The 20411-nt window shown below is 27.6% G+C and carries 22 protein-coding genes and 2 tRNA genes; 18 read left to right on the forward strand and 6 right to left on the reverse strand.

Translation table 11 applies throughout. The features are described from left to right. The first annotated feature begins 102 nt into the window (after positions 1–102). Positions 103–1323 carry a diaminopimelate decarboxylase gene (lysA, locus tag FJV36_RS07705; RefSeq protein WP_158728926.1) on the forward strand — a complete coding sequence of 407 codons (1221 nt, stop codon included), beginning with the start codon at positions 103–105 and terminating at the stop codon, positions 1321–1323. Between the two features lie 64 nt (positions 1324–1387). Here the strand turns inward: lysA and pafA are convergent, their stop codons facing one another. After that, positions 1388–3001 carry an alkaline phosphatase PafA gene (gene pafA / locus FJV36_RS07710; protein WP_158728927.1) on the reverse strand — a complete coding sequence of 538 codons (1614 nt, stop codon included), beginning with the start codon at positions 2999–3001 and terminating at the stop codon, positions 1388–1390. Positions 3002–3330: 329 nt separating this feature from the next. Then, positions 3331–3416: transfer RNA gene (locus tag FJV36_RS07715), tRNA-Leu, on the reverse strand. 213 nt (positions 3417–3629) lie between these two features. Here FJV36_RS07715 and FJV36_RS07720 point away from each other — a divergent pair. The 7 genes from FJV36_RS07720 (at position 3630) to FJV36_RS07750 (ending at position 9893) form a co-directional block, all read left to right on the forward strand. Further along, on the forward strand, positions 3630–4880 hold the full coding sequence (locus tag FJV36_RS07720; RefSeq protein ID WP_158728928.1) for a tyrosine-type recombinase/integrase: 1251 nt from the start codon (positions 3630–3632) through the stop codon (positions 4878–4880). A gap of 11 nt (positions 4881–4891) precedes the next feature. Continuing rightward, the gene (locus FJV36_RS07725; protein WP_158728929.1) at positions 4892–5629 is read left to right on the forward strand and encodes a hypothetical protein; all 738 of its coding nucleotides are present in this window, start codon (positions 4892–4894) and stop codon (positions 5627–5629) included. A 58-nt stretch (positions 5630–5687) separates the two neighbouring features. Continuing rightward, a complete protein-coding gene (locus tag FJV36_RS07730; RefSeq protein WP_158728930.1) occupies positions 5688–5972 on the forward strand; it encodes a helix-turn-helix domain-containing protein in 285 nt (94 codons plus the stop codon). Between the two features lie 4 nt (positions 5973–5976). Continuing rightward, positions 5977–7413: a hypothetical protein gene (locus FJV36_RS07735; RefSeq protein ID WP_158728931.1), complete on the forward strand. Its 1437-nt coding sequence runs from the start codon at positions 5977–5979 to the stop codon at positions 7411–7413. A 199-nt stretch (positions 7414–7612) separates the two neighbouring features. Beyond that, positions 7613–8491: an AAA family ATPase gene (locus tag FJV36_RS07740; RefSeq protein WP_158980982.1), complete on the forward strand. Its 879-nt coding sequence runs from the start codon at positions 7613–7615 to the stop codon at positions 8489–8491. After that, positions 8460–9560 carry a DUF3871 family protein gene (locus FJV36_RS07745; protein ID WP_158728894.1) on the forward strand — a complete coding sequence of 367 codons (1101 nt, stop codon included), beginning with the start codon at positions 8460–8462 and terminating at the stop codon, positions 9558–9560. Before FJV36_RS07740 ends, FJV36_RS07745 begins: the two co-directional genes overlap by 32 nt. Positions 9561–9662: 102 nt before the next feature. After that, positions 9663–9893 carry a hypothetical protein gene (locus FJV36_RS07750; RefSeq protein WP_158728893.1) on the forward strand — a complete coding sequence of 77 codons (231 nt, stop codon included), beginning with the start codon at positions 9663–9665 and terminating at the stop codon, positions 9891–9893. 37 nt (positions 9894–9930) lie between these two features. Here FJV36_RS07750 and FJV36_RS07755 read toward each other — a convergent pair whose 3' ends face one another. After that, entirely contained in the window at positions 9931–11631 is a 1701-nt protein-coding gene (locus FJV36_RS07755) for a DUF6035 family protein (RefSeq protein WP_158728892.1), read from the reverse strand. 12 nt (positions 11632–11643) lie between these two features. Then, positions 11644–12882, reverse strand: coding sequence for an ImmA/IrrE family metallo-endopeptidase (locus tag FJV36_RS07760; RefSeq protein ID WP_158728891.1), 1239 nt, complete (start codon positions 12880–12882; stop codon positions 11644–11646). A 265-nt stretch (positions 12883–13147) separates the two neighbouring features. Here FJV36_RS07760 and FJV36_RS07765 point away from each other — a divergent pair, with 265 nt between their 5' ends. From FJV36_RS07765 to FJV36_RS07775, 3 genes are all read left to right on the forward strand, one after another. Continuing rightward, entirely contained in the window at positions 13148–13555 is a 408-nt protein-coding gene (locus tag FJV36_RS07765) for a hypothetical protein (protein WP_199250894.1), read from the forward strand. A 76-nt stretch (positions 13556–13631) separates the two neighbouring features. Beyond that, positions 13632–14072, forward strand: a complete 441-nt coding sequence (locus tag FJV36_RS07770; RefSeq protein ID WP_158728890.1) for a JAB domain-containing protein — start codon at positions 13632–13634, stop codon at positions 14070–14072. A 165-nt stretch (positions 14073–14237) separates the two neighbouring features. Next, positions 14238–15389 (forward strand): hypothetical protein, encoded by a 1152-nt coding sequence (locus FJV36_RS07775; protein ID WP_158728889.1) that lies wholly within the window; start codon positions 14238–14240, stop codon positions 15387–15389. Between the two features lie 98 nt (positions 15390–15487). On the opposite strand, the gene FJV36_RS07780 is transcribed toward FJV36_RS07775, so the two are convergent. Continuing rightward, positions 15488–15700, reverse strand: a complete 213-nt coding sequence (locus FJV36_RS07780) for a helix-turn-helix domain-containing protein (protein ID WP_158728888.1) — start codon at positions 15698–15700, stop codon at positions 15488–15490. Between the two features lie 103 nt (positions 15701–15803). Here FJV36_RS07780 and FJV36_RS07785 point away from each other — a divergent pair, with 103 nt between their 5' ends. The 7 genes from FJV36_RS07785 to FJV36_RS07815 all read left to right on the forward strand — a co-directional run bounded on the left by FJV36_RS07785 (position 15804) and on the right by FJV36_RS07815 (position 20101). After that, on the forward strand, positions 15804–16202 hold the full coding sequence (locus FJV36_RS07785) for a hypothetical protein (RefSeq protein WP_158728887.1): 399 nt from the start codon (positions 15804–15806) through the stop codon (positions 16200–16202). 16 nt (positions 16203–16218) lie between these two features. Then, on the forward strand, positions 16219–17262 hold the full coding sequence (locus FJV36_RS07790) for a tetratricopeptide repeat protein (protein WP_158980984.1): 1044 nt from the start codon (positions 16219–16221) through the stop codon (positions 17260–17262). Positions 17263–17267: 5 nt separating this feature from the next. Then, positions 17268–17717, forward strand: coding sequence for a hypothetical protein (locus FJV36_RS07795; RefSeq protein WP_158728206.1), 450 nt, complete (start codon positions 17268–17270; stop codon positions 17715–17717). Positions 17718–17786: 69 nt separating this feature from the next. Next, positions 17787–18317, forward strand: coding sequence for a hypothetical protein (locus FJV36_RS07800; RefSeq protein ID WP_158728207.1), 531 nt, complete (start codon positions 17787–17789; stop codon positions 18315–18317). A 30-nt stretch (positions 18318–18347) separates the two neighbouring features. Then, positions 18348–19220 (forward strand): leucine-rich repeat domain-containing protein, encoded by an 873-nt coding sequence (locus FJV36_RS07805; protein WP_158728208.1) that lies wholly within the window; start codon positions 18348–18350, stop codon positions 19218–19220. Between the two features lie 63 nt (positions 19221–19283). Continuing rightward, a complete protein-coding gene (locus FJV36_RS07810; protein ID WP_158728209.1) occupies positions 19284–19673 on the forward strand; it encodes a hypothetical protein in 390 nt (129 codons plus the stop codon). A gap of 62 nt (positions 19674–19735) precedes the next feature. Continuing rightward, positions 19736–20101, forward strand: a complete 366-nt coding sequence (locus FJV36_RS07815; protein WP_158728210.1) for a hypothetical protein — start codon at positions 19736–19738, stop codon at positions 20099–20101. A 184-nt stretch (positions 20102–20285) separates the two neighbouring features. On the opposite strand, the gene FJV36_RS07820 is transcribed toward FJV36_RS07815, so the two are convergent. Further along, positions 20286–20358 (reverse strand) — tRNA-Phe (locus FJV36_RS07820). Positions 20359–20411: the final 53 nt, after the last annotated feature.

A 20411-nucleotide genomic window follows, 5' to 3' on the forward strand; every position in this document is an offset into this window, starting at 1 on the left:
CGATTTGTTTGAAATATAACTTTTTGTTATAATTTGTTAGAATTCATATCTTCCCTTGTGGGACTAAATAAAGAGTAATAAATTTGCTCAAAATTAATAATTATGCAATCAAAAGACTTAGTACAATTAGCAGAACAATTTGGTAGTCCATTATACGTATATGATGCCGAAAAAATACAATCTCAATACAACAGATTATCCAAAGCTTTTTCTAAGGTAAAACAGTTGCGCATCAATTATGCAATGAAAGCCTTATCAAACGTGGCGATACTGCAATTGTTAAGAGAAATGGGTTCAGGTTTAGATACTGTTTCTATTCAAGAAGTACAATTAGGCTTGCACGCAGGCTACGAACCTGAAAAAATATTTTATACTCCAAACGGTGTATCGCTCGAAGAAATAGAAGAAGTTGCAGCAATGGGAGTGCAAGTAAACATTGATAATCTTTCAATTTTGGAACAATTTGGAACAAAATATCCAAATGTACCAGTTTGCATCCGAATCAATCCTCACGTTATGGCAGGCGGAAACGCCAATATATCTGTAGGTCATATTGATAGTAAATTTGGAATTTCAGTCCACCAATTACCTCATTTGGTTCGCATTGTAGAAAATACAAAAATGAACATTGTGGGGATCCACATGCACACTGGTTCCGATATTTTGGATATTGAAGTATTTTTGTATGCAGCTGAAATATTATTTGATGCAGCTAGAAATTTCAAAAACTTAGAATTCTTAGATTTCGGAAGCGGATTTAAAGTGCCTTACAAAAAAGACGACATCGAAACAGATATTGAAGAATTGGGTAAAAAATTATCAAAAAGATTCAATGCCTTCTGTGATGAGTATGGAAAAGAATTAACATTGATTTTCGAACCAGGTAAATTCCTTGTAAGTGAAGCTGGATATTTCTTAGCAAAAGTTAATGTCGTTAAACAAACAACATCCACTGTTTTTGCAGGAATCGATAGTGGTTTCAATCACTTAATTCGTCCAATGTTATATGGCTCACAACACCACATAGAAAACATCTCAAATCCAAAAGGGAAAGAGCGTTTTTATTCCGTAGTAGGATATATTTGCGAAACGGATACATTTGCAAACAACAGAAGAATTGCAGAAATCAAAGAAGGCGATATACTCTCATTTAGAAATGCAGGAGCCTATTGTTTCTCTATGGCATCAAACTATAATTCAAGGTACAAACCAGCCGAAGTTTTATGGATGAATGGCGAAGGACATTTAATCAGAGCCCACGAAACCTTTGAAGATTTATTGAAAAATCAAATTCCATTACCACAAGCAATAGAAACTGTTTAAAATAAAAAATCCCATTTACACTGTCAATCAGCTGTAAATGGGATTTTTTCAATTAAAAAAACTATTATTTATCAAGTAAAGTTTCTAAAACTTCTGACTCAGTGCCATTCGTAAACGGAATTTTTAACATCTGAGACAGCGTAGGTGCAATTTGAGTAATATATTTTTTTGCGTGTAACTCTCCTTTCGGAACATGCCATCCATAAAAAAGAAGTGGCACATGAGTATCATAACTATTTGGAGATCCATGTGTTGTTCCTGTAGCCTGATATTCCATATAGCCGGCCTTATCAAGAATCACTAAATCACCATTTTGTTTAGGATCATAACCTTTAGCTATAAAACTTAAAAAATAATCATCACCTGAAGAAGCTAAAATTTCTTCCTCAGTATACACTCTTTTGATGTGCTCTTGTGTCATCAAAAAGCCTTTAAAGCTCTCTTTTACTTTTGTCAATTCTAAACCTTTTTGTTTTACCAAGTCCAAATTGAAAAATACATTGAAATTAGAATAGTCCAAAATAAGATCTGCTCCAAATGTTTCATTTGAAAATTTCTTTAAGGATTCCACAAAACCTTTAGTAGGAACATTTTTTACATTGTATTTATTATCCTTTAAATAATTCGGATTTTCTGCCCCAGCATGATCAGCAGTCAAAAAAACTAAATAATTATCCTTTCCAACTGTTTTATCTAAGTAATATAAAAACTGTTCTAAATTTTGATCAAGACGTAAATAGGTATCTTGAAGTTCTATAGAACGAGGTCCAAAAGTATGACCTACATAATCTGTAGAAGAAAAACTAACTGTTAGAAAATCAGTGATATCGTCTTTTCCTAACTCCTCTTTTTCAATAGCTTTCATCGCTAAATCTGCCAAAATATCATTACCAAAGGGTGTACTTCGCAAAACATCAGCACCTTTTTCTTTGTAGATTTTAGCCAAATCATAAGGAAAAACAGGACCATTTGCTTTATCTAATTTGCCCTCATATGGATTATCATCAGCTAAACTTTCATTGTAAGTAGATAACGGCTTTAATAAATTCCAACCTCTATTTATATAGTTCAAGTATCGTTTTTCTTGGTTGAATTCAGTTACCCAATTTGGCAAATTTGCACCATAAAACGTACTTGAAATAAAGGAACCAGTTGAACTGTACCAAAAAGCCCAATTAGCAAAATGTCCAGCTGGCAAAATGGCACCACGGTCTTTTATACTCAATCCAATAACTTTACCTTTAAAATTGGTTGCCATACGCAACTCATCTGTAATAGTAGTACTTAAAAGATTTCTTGGCGACATTGCACCCTCTTTATCTGTACCTTCTCCCAACGTCTTAACAGATGCATCGTCAGTACAATACATATCTTTACCCGTCGCTTTATTAAACCAATCATTACCAACGATGCCATGTGTTGATGGAGTAGTACCAGTATAAATACTAGCATGACCTGGCGCAGTATAAGTTGGCACATAATTATAATGCATATTATGAAAAGTGTATCCATTATTCATCAATCTTTTAAATCCATTTGCAGAAAAATCATCTGAAAAACGATATAAGTACTCCATTTTCATTTGATCTACTACTATACCAACTACCAATTTAGGGCGCTGCTGAGCTTGTGAGTTTAAAGACAAAATAACTGTCAAAAACAAAATAATTCTCTTCATATTTTATATTTATAATTTAGCCAAAAATACAACATAAAATTCAAACACAATCTTTACAACAACTTCATGACACTAAATTAATAAATTGTTAACTCCATAATAATCGATAAAAGAACTCCTATGATTAATTGATTAAAAATTGACTATATAAAGTCACTTAAAAGTCCATTTAACAAACTTTATAAAATACATTTCTTCTTCTTCAGACCGTCTAATCTTTTTACATACTCCCCAACTTTTGAACTTTATCCGATTTAGGTCTTGAACCATAAAGACTTGTATAACCGACAAAACCCTCTAACACGACAGTGTTGAAGGGTTTCTCTATGTACTCAGAGCGGGACTTGAACCCGCACGAACATTGCTGTTCACTGGATTTTAAGTCCAGCGTGTCTACCAATTTCACCATCCGAGCTGGTTGTGGTACCTCCAGTACTTCTATACTCACAAAACTGAAATATTCAAATTCTTTTATATTATTACAAATGTAGTAATAAAATCAATGCTTAACGAGATTTTTTTCAAGGTATATATTTGATGTATTTTGATTAGATTTTTATCAGTTTGAATGTAATCGTACAAATACCGTACAGATTTTGTATTTTTGTATTGCTTCAATTTTTAAAATATGGCTACAGTAAATTTTCTCTATCGTTCTACTAAACCCAAAGCAATGCTTACTGCTAGATTATTGTTTCGTCATAATAATTCTGATTTTGCAATAGATGCAAATTCAAAATATGAAACTACCAAAGAATATTGGAGCAAAGAGCATAAGAAGAACACAAAAGATGCAGAACTAAAAACAAAACAAGTTGATATAAATAAAGGGCTTAATAAAATTGAGAATCACATATTAACCGAGTTTAGTAAAACTAAAACAGAATTGATTACCAAAGAGTGGTTGTTTAACGTAATTGAGCTTTATTACAATCCACCAGTACCAATTGAAGCATTACCTACAGAATTGATTAAATATACACAAAAGTATATCGAAATTAAAAAGAATGAAATAACTGCGAACACAATAAAAAAGTGTAATGTTATAAAGCAGTTATTGGTTAGATTCGAGTTGCATTTTAAAACTACACTTTATGTTACAGATGTTAATTCAAATTTTAAAACGAATTTTGAAACATACTGCTTATCAAATAAATATGCACCCAACACAATTGCAACGGCTTTAAAATTTATTAAAGTAATTTGTAATCACGCAAAGCATAACGGACTTGAAATAAGTTACCAGTTAGATAACATAAAAATAAAGAACACAAAAGTAGAAAATGTTTATTTGACAATTGATGAATTAGATTTAATCAGCAGTATTGAAGATGCTAAACTTACAGATAGTTTAAAAAATGCCCGTGATTGGTTAATTATTAGTTGTTATACAGGTCAAAGGGTTTCTGATTTTATGCGGTTCACAAGTGAACAAATTAGGGTTGAAAATGGAAAAAACTTAATCGAATTTACACAAAAAAAGACTGGTAAAATAATGACTGTTCCTCTACACAAAAAAGTAATAGAGATTCTTGAAAAGAGAAATGGGAATTTTCCTTATTCGATTTCAGACCAAAAATACAATACCTATATAAAAAAAGTATGCGAAATTGCTGAAATTGACCAGTTAGTAAATGGAAGTAAAATTTTAGAAACTGAACCGAAAAGTAAGATTTTTAGAAAAGAAACAAAGCTATTTAAAAAGTTTGAGTTAGTTACCTCTCACATTGGGAGAAGGTCTTTTGCAACAAATTTTTACGGCACTATTCCAACTTCTTTATTAATTGGTGCAACAGGACATTCAACAGAAGCGATGTTTTTAAATTATATTGGAAAATCAGATACACAAAAGGCTAATCAACTAGCCGACTATTTTTAAAAACTAAAATTATGGAATCAGTAAAATTATTTACAGAACTAAATATAGCGATTGAAGATTTGCATATTATAAAGACTTCAGCTGAAACATTAAAAAACAATGAAGAACTAATAGAAGTTATCAAGTCTCATATTTTTAATATCTCAACTCAATTGTTTAAAACAAGTAAATTAGAAAATTATTATTGGAATTTTTGTAGTTTCAGTGTATATGAGAATCATTATTTAAATAGGTTAAATGCTTTTTTATTGGAAAACGATAATGATAACTTTAATGAAAGTGATTTTATTACACGTGAAATAAAAAGTATTGACCTATTACTCTCAATCTGGTATTTAGACTTATTTGACAGTAACACACTTTTTCAAATTAGAAAGTCTTTTGACAAAAGGAAAAAATATTTAAACACTAAATTGACTGAATTAGAATCACCCATTTTTGATAGTTTAAATGTTGATTTTATTGATTTAGGCAAAATATCTGCAAAAGAAAAAATGGTTTACTTATATAAACTTGGAGTTATAGGTTTTCTTCTTAAAGAGCAACCGTTTACCAGTACAGGAAATGGTTTAGCATCAATTTTATGTTCTATTCTTGGAGAAAATAAAAAAACAATTCAACCAATAATTAGTGCAATTGTTTCTAATAATTTAACAAATAAAAACCATCCATTATATACAGAATCTACTGAAAAAAGAGTAATTCAGCATTTAATTAATATCGGTTTCAATCCAAACGAAACGAATTAGGGACTCCCTAATTTATCCCTAACTTGTCTTTGTGCCTTAATGTTTAAAATTATAAACTATGGTACAAAATTCAATTATCGTACATAACTTAAATGTACTGCAATTCGAGGAATTGCTAAAATCAACTGTTAAGGAACAGTTTGATAATTTTAAAAGCAACATCACTAATACAAATGATGATGAACTTCTAACTCGAGAAGAAACTTACAAACTTTTAAAAATTGATTCAAGCACACTTTGGGCTTGGACTAAAAAAGGTAAAATCAAAGCATATGGAATTGCGAATAGGAGATATTACATAAAAAGTGAAATACTTAAATGTTTAATACCATTAAAACAATAGCCTTATGGAAAGCATCAAATTTTGGAGGGTAAATTCATCGAGGACTTTTGCTAAAATCAATCTTGAAGAGGTTTTAAATGTTAGTGATAGCCTTGGTTTTAGACTCTACAATAATAGGTTAGTTCAGGTAGTTGCTAATAAAATTTACCTAAGAGAAGAAAATTATTTTTTTGATTTGTTGAAATCACTTATTACAGAGTCAAAAATAAAATCAGAATTATTAGCAAAAGATAAATTTGAACGAGATATGCTTAATCAAGGCAAAAGATTGATTAAAAGATTAAAGCAACTTGATAAATCAAAAATTTTAAAAGACGAAAGAAAAACGGCATACAGATTGTTTTCAAATGGTTACGCAGTGATGTCAGAAAGTGAAATAGTTTTAAAGGATTATTCAACTTTAAATGACAAGTTAATTTGGGATTCAAAAATTTCAAATAGAGAATTTCATACTGTTGAAAGCTATGACTGTCTTTATACTGAATTTTTAAAAAATTCTGTTGGTATTTCAAACTTTACAAAGTCTATAATTGGATATTTAGCTCACGATTTTAATGAAGAGGGAAAAGGATATTTACTTGTATTAACTGACCAGGTAGAGAATAAAAAAGATGGTGGCGGAACTGGTAAAAACTTATTTTGTGTTTTACTAAAAGATACGACTAACATATTAGAAGTTTCTGCGGAACAAATAAGATATGATTCAAGTTTATTGCAATCTTGGAACGGAGAAAGAATTTTTAATATTTCAGATGCTGGTAAAAAGTTTAATTGGGAATTTTTAAAAAATATAATTACTGGGAATACTCAACAGAAGAAACTTTACCAAGATGAAGTAACTATTGATTATTCTGATATGCCAAAATTTTTAGTGTCAACAAATTTAAGTGTTCCTACAGATGATGGTGGATTAAATAGAAGAATTAGAGTTTTGGAATTTTCGCCATTTTATAAAATTAACAATGGTGTTGATGCTTATCATGGGGGCTACTTTCCTGAAATTTGGTCTCAATCTGATTGGTTAGGTTATGATAATTTTATCAATCACTGCATACAACAGTATTTTGAGAATAATTGTCAAATTGAACAAGTTGAGATAAGTGGAAGTGGGGAATTAAAAAGATTTAAATTAAATTATGGTGAAGATGTTTTTGATTTTATTGAAATTCATTATGAAAATTGGATAAAAGGTGGAGCTATATCTACTGCCGATTTCAATAATTTAATGATGAAATACACAAAAGCAAACAAAACAACAGACCAATTTTCAAATACAAAACTTAATAAAGCAATCGAAGAGTATATCGAAATTAAAAATAAAACTAGTAATTCTGAATTCAGAATCAAATTCATTAAAGATAAGAAAATAGGAAATGTAAGGCATCGAGTTTTTGAAACGCAATTATTAAATGCTTTGGTATTTGAAAATGATTTAGCATAACTTATTAAAATATCAAAAATACAAGAATCCAATTTTTCTTTTACTAAAGTTATTTAATTGATAACTAATAAAAAGTTTTAAGATAATTTCTTTGGATTCTTGTACATCAAAAAGGCTACAACTACATTTTTGAAATGTGGTTGTAGCCTTTCATTTTTAACTGAACAAAATTAAATATTAATCTTAACAATTATAAATTATGGAAATTAAAAAAGCTTCAAAAAAAGAAGCAAAACTTCGCATTGGTCTATCTGGTGCATCAGGATTTGGCAAAACTTATTCTGCATTACTAATGGCTTATGGTATGACAGAAGATTGGTCAAAAATTTGTGTCATTGATACTGAAAATAATTCTGCATCATTGTACAGTAATTTAGGTAATTATAATGTAATTGACCTGCAAGCACCCTATAATCCTGAAAAATTTATTGAAGCAATTAAACTTGCAGAAAATTCAGGAATGGAAATTTTAGTAATTGATTCAATTTCATCTGAATGGCAAGCTAGTGGTGGCTGTTTGGATATTCATGAAAAATTAGGCGGTAGATGGCAGGACTGGGCAAAGGTAACACCTCGCCACCAGTCTTTTATAGATGCAATATTGCTCTCAAAGCTTCACGTAATAACTTGTGTTCGCAGAAAAATTGAGTACAGTCTTGATACTGATTCTAATGGTAGGTCAAAGGTTACAAAACTTGGAACGAAAGAACAGACTAGAGAGGGCTTCGAGTATGAACTGACAGTTAATTTTGAAATCATCAATGAAAACCACTTGGCTAAAAGTAGTAAAGATAGGACTGGAATGTTTTCAAACAAGCCAGAATTTGTTATTAACAGTTCCACAGGGAAAAAGCTAATTCAATGGTCAAAAGCTGTAAATATTTCAAAAAACGAGTTACAACAGAAAGTAATTGAAGTAAATAATATGCAAGAACTAACAGAACTTTACAATACGTATTTTGATGTATCAAAAACTATTGAGCAAGATTTTGTAAACAAACAAAAATTACTAAAAGAATTAACATCTAACATAACCCAAAACGGAAATGGAACTACAAACAATCACACAAAATCGTAATATACCAGCAGAAGAAAATATATCTTCTTTTGCTGGTAATTCACAATCATTTTTGAATGAAAGTCAATTTGAAACAATGGCATTGGAAGCTGAAATTATCACTCCTTTATTAGCTGCTGGTATTAGTGAAGTGGATACAAACCTTAAAAATACTTCGCCTTTTATTACAGCAAATAGTGAAGATATAAGTTTGTCATACTTGAAAAATAATTGTGTAATTCCTGTATTCACAAAGGATAACGAAATTACTATTTCACATACTGACTTTATAGAAACGGCATTTTCTGCTATCAAAAAAATGTTTCCTAATGAAACTTTTGACGAACCTGAAATTAGAGTTAGCCACCAAATTAAAGGAAGAGTTCCCGAAGCAATACATAAAAATGTAAAAGATTTGCAAGACCACGAAAAAACCCAATATTTTGAAAGAATGGGATTTATTGTTAGGATTCCAAGTATTACAGAAAATATAAAAGGTAACAAATTAGCCTTAACAATTGGAGGTGTAAGAAGTTACAATTTAGAAAATCTGTATAATAAGAAAACCTACGAAAAATTTAAGTTTTTTATCGGATTTCAAAATATGGTCTGTTGTAATCTTTGCATTAGTACAGATGGTTTTCAAGGCGAAATTAGAGCAATGAGTTATTTAGATTTAGAAGAAAAAATGATGCAAATTATCCAATCTTACAATGCTAATCAGCATTTAATAGAAATGAAAAGTTTGCTGGATTATACTTTGTCTGAAAGAGATTTTGCTCAAATTATTGGTAAAGGCAGATTGTATAATTATTTGCCTAAAAAAGAAAAATCCTTGTTACCAGAATTGCTTTTAAATGATGGTCATTTATCCAATGTTGCCAAAGATTACTACCAAGATGAAAGTTTTTGTAGAAATTCTAACGGAGATATTAATATGTGGGAGTTCTACAATTTACTAACAGGAAGCAACAAAGCTTCCTATATTGACACATTCCTTGATAGGGGAGTTAATGCCTTTGGCTTTGCCACAGGTGTATCAAAAGCACTAAGTGATAGTTCTACCAACTATTCTTGGTTTTTGAATTGAATGTTACCCAACCTCATCTATTTGGGGTTGGGTTTTTTAAAAATTAGAAATACTTCAAAAAAATGTTATATTTGAAAAATAACAATTTAATATTAATGAACTATGAAAGAGGATATTAGAGAAACTGCAAAAAACACAATTAAACTTTTAGAACAAATAACATCAAATAATATTAGTTTGAAACATCTTGAAAAAATGAAAAAAATTTCACTTTTAAGTGATGAAGAATGTAATTATCCTAAGGAAATTATTTATTATAATGACATTCTTAAAGCTTTAAAGTTTATTTCAAAGGTAGAAACAGATAAAATGAAAAATAATTCAATAAATTAAAAATAACTCAATCTCATTTATTTTGAAGTGGGTTATTTTATAAACTATTAACTCCACCAATTTCAGGATATAAAGCAGAAAACAAATAATCAAAACTGTAATTAGTTTCATTTTTTATAGAATAGAAAGCTAATAGTTTTTTTCTAAAACTTTCTTTAACATCAAGGTCTATAAGCTTATCAAATAATCCAAATTGTTTAAATGCTAATTCTATATATTCCCAATATTTCGGGTAATATTGAATTACATTATTTGCAAAATTTATCCATTCATTAGGTTTGTATTTATATCCTATAATCCTGTTTTGTTTAGCACTTTCAATAATACAAACAACTGTTTCAAAATCAAATAAATACTGAATAAAATTTGAATTTTCAAATTGATTTGATAAATATGAAATTGTAATTAAACTTTGTGCTTTATGTTCTTCATTTGGATAGGAATTTAATATATAAAACTCATCTTTTTCACAAAATTTATATCCACGTTTAAGAAGTAATTTAAAAAAATATAAAAAAGGTAATTGCTTGTTATTATAAATAAAGTCAATGATTTTGTTTCCATTAGAATCTTTTATTAAATTTGTGTCGTATTCTATATAACCACCTTTTAAAATAAACTTTAAAAAACTAAAATCATCAGAATTTGCATTTGTAAAACATTCAACTAATTTATTGTTTTTATCTAAATTAAGTCTTAAATTAAATGCTTCTAATTCATTTTCTTCAAAATCTCTTAATTCGTTTGTAACACTATCATAAACTGCAATATGTTTGTCTTTTAATATTTTAATTTCATTTAAAACGTAGTCTATTTTTTGTTTTAATTTCCTTTCAGCTTCAACTTTCTCTTTAGCTTCTTTTGCCTTTTGGTCTTCAATTTCTTTTTTTAATTTTTCATCTTTAATTCGTATTTCATTCTTCTTTTGTAACTCAAGAATAGTTTCTTTTTCTTGTCCAAAATTATAGAAATATGCTTCAAAATTTTCTGTGTCAAATTTTAGTTTATCTAATGGAATAAATACCTCATTCCATTTGTCCATAAATTTATTCTCATTTGAGAGGAAAGTAAATTTATATGTGCATTGAAATTTAAAAATATCTGTTTCTTCATCTAATTTGAAAAAATTTTGATGTTTGGATAAATATTTTATGTCTTTTTCCATTTGAGTTTGTCCCAAGACATCAAAATTATCTAAAATCCAAATAAGATAAATTCCTTTTTTTCTATAAAAATCAAATCTATTTAATATGTATCGTTGTGATAATTTTGATAATTGTATTTCAAAAACTATTTCTTTGTCAAAATATTTACAATAAACATCTGGCTTTCTTTTATCTTTTCCATTAAAAATAAATTTATTGTCAATGTAGATTTCTGAAACACCTGCAACCTGACTTAATGTGCTACCTATTCGATTTTTTAAAAATTTATGTCTTTCAGATTCTTTAGATTTATAAATATCATAAAATTCCTCCCTCACTTTTGGACTTAAATTTTCATCTTTTAATATGCAATACTCATCAGTAGGAATGTGTTTAAAATGTAATCTATCAAGTTTACTTGAAGATACCGAATATTGGTTTTCACACTCCAAACAAAAAGGAGTGATTTCATCTCTGTTGTATTTTTTTCTTAAATCAAATCCAATAAGTCTATCATCAAAAACATCATCTGCATCAATAATTTGACCTGTTGATTTATCTAAAGCAAACTTTATGCTTCTTTCATAATTCATTTATAAATAGTTTTAATCGTAGTTCCTAATATTCATTTTTGAAATTTCTCGCAAAAATTCTTTTGCATCGTTATCTTCTTTTGAAATTGCTATTTTATTAATTAGACCTAAATCATTTAGCCTATATTCAATACTAATTTTACCTACTCCAAAAAAATCAGATAAATATTTTACAATTTCTCTATAATCTTTTTTGTTGCAATCTTGATTATCTAAATAAATACTCCCTTGTTTGCTAATTCCTAAATCTTTTTGAATTGCAATCAATCTCAATATTATTGAACTTTTAGGCATTAATAAGCAAGATGCAAAACAATTTGCTTGCCATTCAATCCAATTTTTTTCGTTTTTTATCCCATAGGATTGTTCAAAAAAACTAAATTGAATATCTTTGAAATTATCATAAATTGTTTGATTTACTTTTAAATCACTATGTAATACATAATGTCCAATTTCGTGTGCCAAAACAAATGGAAATTGAATTGTATCTGTTATTGAATTATTTATTAGAATCTTTTGCTTTGATAAATCATAGTAACCTAAAACATTATTATTAAAAGTGTCAACTATATTAGAAGTTTCAACTTCAACTGATTTTTCGTTTTTTAAGTATTCAACTATTCTGTTAAGCGGTGTAGCTAAAGCATAATTTAAAATATCTGTATTGAAACTATTTAAAAATTCATTTGCTATATTTTCTATATTTGATGAATTCAACTTTTTTAACCCATCAATTTTTTTGGGTAATAAAGCATTTTCAATAAGTTTTCTGATTTTCTCATCAAAATCATTTTCCTCTTTTGTTTGAATTTTTAGCTTTTCATTTTTATGTAAAACAATGGTATAGTTGTCTTCATTAACTTCAATTAACATTATTCCAGTATTCTCCGCAATCTTAAAAGCTCCACTTTGAAATTTATTATTTGTGATGACAATCCCTTTAGGAGTATATCCTTTAATGTTTTGTAATTTATAGCTGAACTCTTCTAAATCATCAACTGGAACACTATGATTTGAGTAGTTTTTACATTCAATTATACATAGTATCGTTGGCTTTATTGCATCAGGGTGTTTAACTTCAATAACTAAATCAAAAATCACATCTTTTTCTCTTATTAGATTATGATATTTCTTTTTTCTGTATAAAGTACAATGTTCAGGAATAAAACTTAAATCTTTATTATTTAAGGCTTTCTCTATTAATTCATATGATTTTGCTTCAAAGGCATCACCAATTTTTACTGTATTCATTGATATTGATTGTATGTTTCAAATTTAAGTATTTTTCTGTAAAAATGTTTTATAATTTTTTTTGGTATTTTTTTTCAAACTCATTGAAAATTCAACCCAACAACAAATAAGACCACCCCCTCCTCATACCAATTCAAAACCCCCACCTATAAAGAGTAAGAAACAAAATTTACCAGCAGAATATGATAACACAAGTTGATAGCTGTGTATTTAAAAGTTGTGATTGTGTTTCTTGAAAAAATGTTTAACTCAAAAATTAGAAAAAATGGTAAGAATTATTGGATTTAAAAAACGTGAAACAGAAGATGGAAAAGAATTTTTTGTTTTAGAACTTCAAGGTGGTGTAACAATGGTAAAAAGCAAAGAAACTGGAAAGTTTTATGTAACTGCCAACAAAGCTACAATTTCATCAACTTTTGATGAGGCAACTTGTCAAGCTCTAATCGGAACAGAATTAGAGGGCAAAGTTGAAAAAGTGGCAAGTGAACCTTATGAATATGTAGTGAAAGAAACAGGTGAAGTAATTACTTTAACCCACAGATTTGAATATGTGGAAGATGAAAAAGCTGTTACTCCAAATGTAGAAATAAGCAAAACTACTTTCAGAGATGTTATGAAAAATAACTATGATGAAGAAAATACATTCTCTAAAAATGGCGAATTAGTTCACTAAAATCAAAGTGTTCAGAGTTTAAGAAGTCAATAAAATGATAACTTAACCTTTGAACACTTTTTATTTTTTTAATGTTATGGAAAATGTAATAGCCGAAATTCAAGTTTCTTATTCCACCAATAGTAGAATAAGACAACATATAACAACAAGTTATTCTGCTTATGAAATACTCCAATCTAATTGGTATTCTGGTAGAATGGAATTACAAGAAGAATTTAAGGTGCTTCTCTTAAATAGAGCCAATCAAGTTTTAGGGATTTACAACTTGTCAAAAGGTGGCGTGTCTTCAACTATTGTGGATATAAAATTATTGTTTGGTGTAGTTCTCAAAGCAAATGCTTCAAACATAGTAATTTGCCACAATCACCCAAGTGGAAAATTAGCTCCAAGTGATGCCGATATTGAAATTACAAACAGAATAAAAGAAGCTTGTAAACTATTAGATATTCACTTTTTTGACCACATTATTATTTCACATTTAGGATATTACAGTTTTGCTGAAAAAAAAATTTGCTGAATGTTAAGCGTGTAAAGTAGTTCAAATCAAGCTGAATAAAACACAATATAAAAATGAATTTTATTACAGTATTATCTTAATAGCGATTTCTATAAATTTTAATTCTTTAATAAAGTTCAAATTCTGAATAAGTATCTTATTTTTGGCATTACTAAATAGGTTGTAATGTTTGATACTCAAAAATTCATAGAAGATAGAAAAGTAGAAAAATTTGAAAATTTCAAGTTTCAAAACAATTCAGAATTTTCACAATTTAACACTAATGATAATATGGTTATTTTTTTTGATTTAGAAAATAACCATACTATTAACCAATACATTAAGACTAATCTTGAAACTATAAAAAAAAGATTTAGTGAGGAATATAAAAACTTTGTGTATTTACCAAATATTCAATTTTCTAAAAACTTTGATGCAATCTTAAAATATTATTTGCCTTATTTATCAGAAGATAATTTCAGAACGCTTCAATTTGAAAACATATTCCAAAAACCAGAAATCCAAAAAATATTAGATTATTTTGGATATAGCGGAACTATAAAATGTGGATTAATATTCGTTAATGAATCAACAATAGTTGAATGTAATGAATTTTTGATACAAGATAATTTTTTCACAGATTCACTATTGTATTTCAAGACATTAAGTGAACAAAGAATTTTTAGTTTTGATGATTGTGATGATATGATTGATAACATAAAATCATTCAATCCTTATGAAAATCTTGATGATGATGCATTGGCTAAAATCAATGAAATTCAAAAGCAATTAGCTGAATTAAAACAAAATGGTCAGTTGCTTTTTGCCTTGCCAATTTTAAAAGAAATACTTGAAAACGAAACCAATACAATTGACATTAATTCTGAAAATAATTTAGTAATTGATGAAGATTTCAGAATACTTTTGCCCAATTTTAATAACATTGAAATCCAGTTAAGTCATTTAACAAAAGCTGTTTATATGTTGTTTTACAATAATCCAAAAGGCATAAACATAAAGCATCTTACTAGTTACAAAAAAGAAATAATCTCTCTTTATGCTGGTATTTCCAATCAGTTAGACTATGATAAAATGCTTCAAAGTATTGATGATTTGGTTAAACCCGATAGTAAAGCAATTTACACCCATATATCAAGAATAAAATCAGCGTTTTACAAACAAATGGATTATAAATTTGCCGATAAATTTATTGTGACCAGTGCAAATTTTGGAAATGATTTTAAATTTATTCCAATTCTAAAAGACAAAATAGTTCTAATTCAAGAGCAGAGAGAAACTGATGAACCTTATTTTATTGATGATGATTTTTCAGAATAACACTTGCAAATTTGCAACTCTAAAACCTTAATTACTATTGAATTTATATTTGCTAAAAATTAAGTATAGCAAATGAAAAATTTAGTATTAAAGTTGTTTCAGAATTTGAAGAGTTCAACAGGTTCAATACCTAAAGCTTTGGAAACAATACTCAAAGTGGAAAGCGTTGCATTAGCTCCGCCAGATTCTAATCTACTCATATTACTTTTTTCAAAGTTGCATTTAGCCGCTAAATCTTGTTGAGATAATTTCTTCTCAATTCTGATTTGCCGAATACGTTTACCAACCTTAATTTGTAATAAATCTTCCAAATTTTAATTATCATTTATGATAAACAAAATTTGTCTATTTTTGCCTTTGTTGGTTATCGTAAAAGATAAAAAAGTATTTAATATTTAGCTAAAAATAAAAGCAATGATTAACCCAAAAGTATTTGAAGAAAATGAAATCTGCGTTAAATGTGGAGGAGAATTTAATAAGCATTTTAATCTTTGTGGAGATTGTAAGAGTAAAGATAATTCAGGCGAAATAGATATAAAATATTTAAAATACAAAGCTATTGAATATAGAGAAGGAGACATTAATAATCAGCATATAGTTATTGTTACTGTAAAAAATTCAGCTTTAGGAATAATAAAGTTTATCGTGCCATTTAATTCTCAAATTGCGAATAGAGTAATTTATTATGTAGATAATGGGATTAGAGATTTTTTAGAAGATGGTTTAACACAAGAATATTTAATCAATATAAATGATTTTTCAAAAAATGTGATTAACGGAGAAATTTACCTTGTTTTAAATGGGTTAATTTAAAAAAAATAATTAAGAAATGATAAATTTTGAAAATTACAATTTAGGAGTTGATGAATATGAGAAACAAAACTACAAATCAAGTATTGATTATTTCACTAAATCAATACTTGACAACCAAAAATTAGGCAATTCTTTTTCACTTGCTTACTTTTTTAGAGCATCTTCATATTTCTTTTTGGAAGAATATTATAAAGCTATAAAAGATTTTGAAGAAGCTTCAATAGCAATGTTTGATGATTATAGAGTTTATTATTTTAAAGGACTTTCTCATTTTAATTTAAAACACTATGATGAAGCTATTTTAGATTTAAACAAAACAATTGAGCTTAAAAATGATTTTGAAGATTCTTATATTAAACTATATGAAATATACAGAATAATATGTTCTAATAAATTAGCTAAAGAAATGTTGAATAAGATAATAGCTATAAACCCGAATAATATAGACGTTGTAAGTAAATTGTGTGAAAAATATAATTATGAAAGTTTTGGTGATTTATCAAAAATGTTTCAACTTGATTTCTTCTCGTTATTTCCTGATGACCCAAATGCTTCTAATCTATCAAAAGAAATTGCTTCAACAATGCCAAAATTTTCAAATGGTTCTGTTGGGAATGGATTGTACTTGTCTTATGTTTTAATCAAAAATAGGAAACTAAAAGGAAATTCTGATTTAATAATTGAAAAAGAAATTGATATGTCAGAAGAACCAATAAACGAAATAATTTCAAATAAAATCCCAAATAAAAAGATGAATATAAAAAATAGATTGAAAAATGTTTTTGCTTCAATAAACTCTTTGGGCAAAGAAGAAAGTTTAGAAAGCATTATAAAAAGTGTTATAATTTCTCTATTGTTTGGTATAACAATAGCAATGATAATAGGTTGGATAACAAGTGAGAGTAGAACTTTTTATGATATTAGCGATTCTTATGGAAACCGAGTTGAAAGAACTGAAAGTAGTTTCAATTATGGTACGGGTTTAATACTTGGGAGTATTAGTACACTTGTTATTTTTATTAGAAGATTACGAGCCAATAAAAAAAACCAAACATTATAAACCTAATGAAAACAATAAAAGCAAACACAGTAGAATATGAATTTGTGAATTGTAGAAAAATCATTTTATTAAGAAATGATGAAAATTATATAATCTCTACTGAAGCTTATTTGATAAACAAAATGTTAAAGGAGATACTTGAAAAACAATCATTGCATAATGCTATACTAAAGTTTGCAAATTTAATTTTCATAAGAAGCTTCGAGAATGTAATTGTGCATTGTGAAGAACTCGAAAATGAAATTCCTTATAGTTCACAAGACCTTAAATATATTTTGATAGAATCACTTCAAAATGGTATCTGTACCATTTTCAATAAGCAAACATTACAATTTATAGACCAAGTTGAAATTGAATACTATGATAATTCTTCTCACGAAATGATAAGTGAAGGAGGAAGAAATTTTTACTTCAACAAAAAACTATTTATTAACAGTTTAGACTACCAAAGTTAGAATAAGTATCTCAAATTAAAGGCAAAAAGTTGTAATTACAAACAATTTTATGAAAAACAGTTTAAAATAATGGACGAATTTGACCCACTTTTAGAGCTTAGAGAAAAGCATCCAGATATTCCTACCAAAGTAGAAAAAATTAAAAAATGGTTAGAAAAATATAAATCTCTATTTGACTATTACGAAAAAGTAACATTTTGCAGAGAAAATGGCAAAGCTTGTATAATGGGAGTTCTAATGACTTGTAACAATCCTGATTTAAGACAAGGTTGCGATTTTATGACAGCTTATAATGGTTTATTAGCAACAATTGAATTGCATAAAAATGAGCTGATTTTTAAAGAAATAGTAGCAGAATATAAACTTATAGAAAATAATAGAAGAGCTATTATTGATTGGGTAATTAAAAACGAAGAGTTAGGTTATTCCGATATTTATAGTATCCCTGAAATTGGTATAATGACAGATGTAATAGAGTTCAAATATTCTTACGCATTTCAAGAATATTTTTGGAATAACATCTATTATGTAGCAAAATATAGAGGGGAAATCATTCCTCAAAAATTTCATACTCAAAATGATGATGAAATTCTTTTTTAATCCCAACTACTAACAATTTCAAAGAGAAATATGGATAAAAACACAAAATATATAATCCAAAACCATTTGTATTGGGCTGAAAATGGAATTTCAAAAGAAGAAATTTATGAGACTTGTAAAAAAGCAAGGAACGATTTTTTTTGTAATCCCAATATGTATAAAGTCCAAGAAATTTTAGATTACAAATTACAATCTAAAGAGATTTATTCTGCATCAGATTACGAGAAAATTACTTTTTTATGGACACACCTTTCAGATGATGAAATTAATTTATCTTTTCTAAAATATTGTATCAATTTAGAAGAAATCAATATAAGCTGCTACAACGAAACTAATTTAGAATCATTGAAAAACAATATCAAACTGAAAAAAATTATTGCACACGACAATAAAATAACCAACATTGAAGCATTATACAATCATACTGATTTAGAACATCTAAATATTGAAAACAATCCTTGTACTTCTATAAAACCAATTGCTCATTTGAAAAATATAAAAGAGCTTTATTTAGGATTAATTGACAATGAAATTGATGTATTAAACATTCTAAAAAATAATCCTATTTGTAGTGTTCATTATCTAATAAAAGGAGCGGGAGAAACAGGCTTTGAAAATTTTATTTTTCCTTATTACAAAATGATTATCATTCAAAATGAAAGCAAAATAGAAATAGTAATGTTTGGAATTGAAGAAGCTCATCCTGAATCTTCATGGATTGAAATTCCAGATACAATTTCGGAAAATGAAGAATTTTTAGAGAAAAAATACAAAAAGTTATTCCAAGAAATGACAAAACGATTAGAAAAAATAACCAATAGACCAACAATTATTGATGAAGACAAAACCCATTTTTATTTAAACTACTATCAATCTAATTATGTTTTAAATTTTATCCAATAAACGATTAGAATACATTGTAAATAACTGAAAAACAAACAATAAACTTAATAAATTTAAACCAAAATGAAAAAATTAAAATTATTTTTAGTTGCAACGATTGCAACAATTGCAATGCTTGCAACCTCTTGTTCAAAAAGTGAAGATAACACAAATTCAGTTAATGCTCCTGATTCAATTGGAGAAACAGAATGGAAATCTGTTCAAAATGGTTCAAATTTTGTGCTGTATTTTTCAAACTCTACAACACAAGTTTCAATTACTCAACCTAATGGAAACCTACTTGGAACATACAATTACAATATACCAAATGCAACTTTTTCATTTAATATAGAAGTATCTCCAAACAATCTTAATAAACTGTTCAATAAGAATATAAGCTACACAGGAGCTGTTAATGGAAATACAATAACTGTAGCTGTTAATGGTCAAAATATGGTTTTTACAAAGCTCTAAATTGATTATAACTATAACAAAGCCACCTCAAAAAGGTGGTTTTGTTGTTTAAATGAATTTCTATGAGTAGAAAAATAAGATTCAAAATAGGGGAGCAATACGAAAAACACGAATTTGATTTAGATTGGGTAGAAACTATTTTTGAAAACAATTTGAGATATGAAGTATACCAATATATAGGAAACAATAAAATTACTATATTTGACTTTGAAGTTCAGAAAACCATATTAGCTTACAACTGTGATTTTCTTGCTGGTATTTTCTATTTTATAGAATCTGATAAATATCCCGATTTAATAGAAAAGCTAAATTTAAAAATTAGCAAAAAGATTGAATCTGAAAATTTTAAAAATTGTTTTTTATTGTTAATTACCTGCAGTAAAAAATATTGTGTAATTGTAACAAGTGAAAAAATATTAACTTTCTAATTATATCAAATTATCATATTTAGAGTTTTTTAACAATACAATAATTATATAGAAACCTGAACTTTCAATAAAATAAAGGACATTTAAAATAATGAATATCAAACCAGCAATACAAAAATCGTACAAATCACAAAACAAAAAATCCGTAACTACTTAAAAATAAGTTTGTTACGGAAATTTTTTGTGGTACCTCCAGGGATCGAACCAGGGACACATGGATTTTCAGTCCATTGCTCTACCATCTGAGCTAAGGTACCTTACTTGTAAAAAGTAAATGATATAAAAAAAGCCCATCCGATTAGAATGGGCT

Source organism: Flavobacterium sp. I-STPP5a, from assembly GCF_009764685.1.
In the GTDB taxonomy this organism is placed as follows: domain Bacteria; phylum Bacteroidota; class Bacteroidia; order Flavobacteriales; family Flavobacteriaceae; genus Flavobacterium.

What these genes read in the sequence shown, in the direction of transcription:
- FJV36_RS07770 (WP_158728890.1), top strand. Translation starts at nt 13,632, where the DNA reads ATGGAAAATGTAATAGCCGAAATTCAAGTTTCTTATTCCACCAATAGT.
- FJV36_RS07740 (WP_158980982.1), top strand. Translation starts at nt 7,613, where the DNA reads ATGGAAATTAAAAAAGCTTCAAAAAAAGAAGCAAAACTTCGCATTGGT.
- FJV36_RS07785 (WP_158728887.1), top strand. Translation starts at nt 15,804, where the DNA reads ATGATTAACCCAAAAGTATTTGAAGAAAATGAAATCTGCGTTAAATGT.
- FJV36_RS07775 (WP_158728889.1), top strand. Translation starts at nt 14,238, where the DNA reads ATGTTTGATACTCAAAAATTCATAGAAGATAGAAAAGTAGAAAAATTT.
- FJV36_RS07755 (WP_158728892.1), bottom strand. Translation starts at nt 11,631, where the DNA reads ATGAATTATGAAAGAAGCATAAAGTTTGCTTTAGATAAATCAACAGGT.
- FJV36_RS07790 (WP_158980984.1), top strand. Translation starts at nt 16,219, where the DNA reads ATGATAAATTTTGAAAATTACAATTTAGGAGTTGATGAATATGAGAAA.
- FJV36_RS07815 (WP_158728210.1), top strand. Translation starts at nt 19,736, where the DNA reads ATGAGTAGAAAAATAAGATTCAAAATAGGGGAGCAATACGAAAAACAC.
- FJV36_RS07735 (WP_158728931.1), top strand. Translation starts at nt 5,977, where the DNA reads ATGGAAAGCATCAAATTTTGGAGGGTAAATTCATCGAGGACTTTTGCT.
- FJV36_RS07805 (WP_158728208.1), top strand. Translation starts at nt 18,348, where the DNA reads ATGGATAAAAACACAAAATATATAATCCAAAACCATTTGTATTGGGCT.
- FJV36_RS07720 (WP_158728928.1), top strand. Translation starts at nt 3,630, where the DNA reads ATGGCTACAGTAAATTTTCTCTATCGTTCTACTAAACCCAAAGCAATG.
- FJV36_RS07725 (WP_158728929.1), top strand. Translation starts at nt 4,892, where the DNA reads ATGGAATCAGTAAAATTATTTACAGAACTAAATATAGCGATTGAAGAT.
- FJV36_RS07750 (WP_158728893.1), top strand. Translation starts at nt 9,663, where the DNA reads ATGAAAGAGGATATTAGAGAAACTGCAAAAAACACAATTAAACTTTTA.
- pafA (WP_158728927.1), bottom strand. Translation starts at nt 3,001, where the DNA reads ATGAAGAGAATTATTTTGTTTTTGACAGTTATTTTGTCTTTAAACTCA.
- FJV36_RS07760 (WP_158728891.1), bottom strand. Translation starts at nt 12,882, where the DNA reads ATGAATACAGTAAAAATTGGTGATGCCTTTGAAGCAAAATCATATGAA.
- FJV36_RS07765 (WP_199250894.1), top strand. Translation starts at nt 13,148, where the DNA reads ATGGTAAGAATTATTGGATTTAAAAAACGTGAAACAGAAGATGGAAAA.
- FJV36_RS07795 (WP_158728206.1), top strand. Translation starts at nt 17,268, where the DNA reads ATGAAAACAATAAAAGCAAACACAGTAGAATATGAATTTGTGAATTGT.
- lysA (WP_158728926.1), top strand. Translation starts at nt 103, where the DNA reads ATGCAATCAAAAGACTTAGTACAATTAGCAGAACAATTTGGTAGTCCA.
- FJV36_RS07745 (WP_158728894.1), top strand. Translation starts at nt 8,460, where the DNA reads ATGGAACTACAAACAATCACACAAAATCGTAATATACCAGCAGAAGAA.
- FJV36_RS07800 (WP_158728207.1), top strand. Translation starts at nt 17,787, where the DNA reads ATGGACGAATTTGACCCACTTTTAGAGCTTAGAGAAAAGCATCCAGAT.
- FJV36_RS07810 (WP_158728209.1), top strand. Translation starts at nt 19,284, where the DNA reads ATGAAAAAATTAAAATTATTTTTAGTTGCAACGATTGCAACAATTGCA.
- FJV36_RS07730 (WP_158728930.1), top strand. Translation starts at nt 5,688, where the DNA reads ATGGTACAAAATTCAATTATCGTACATAACTTAAATGTACTGCAATTC.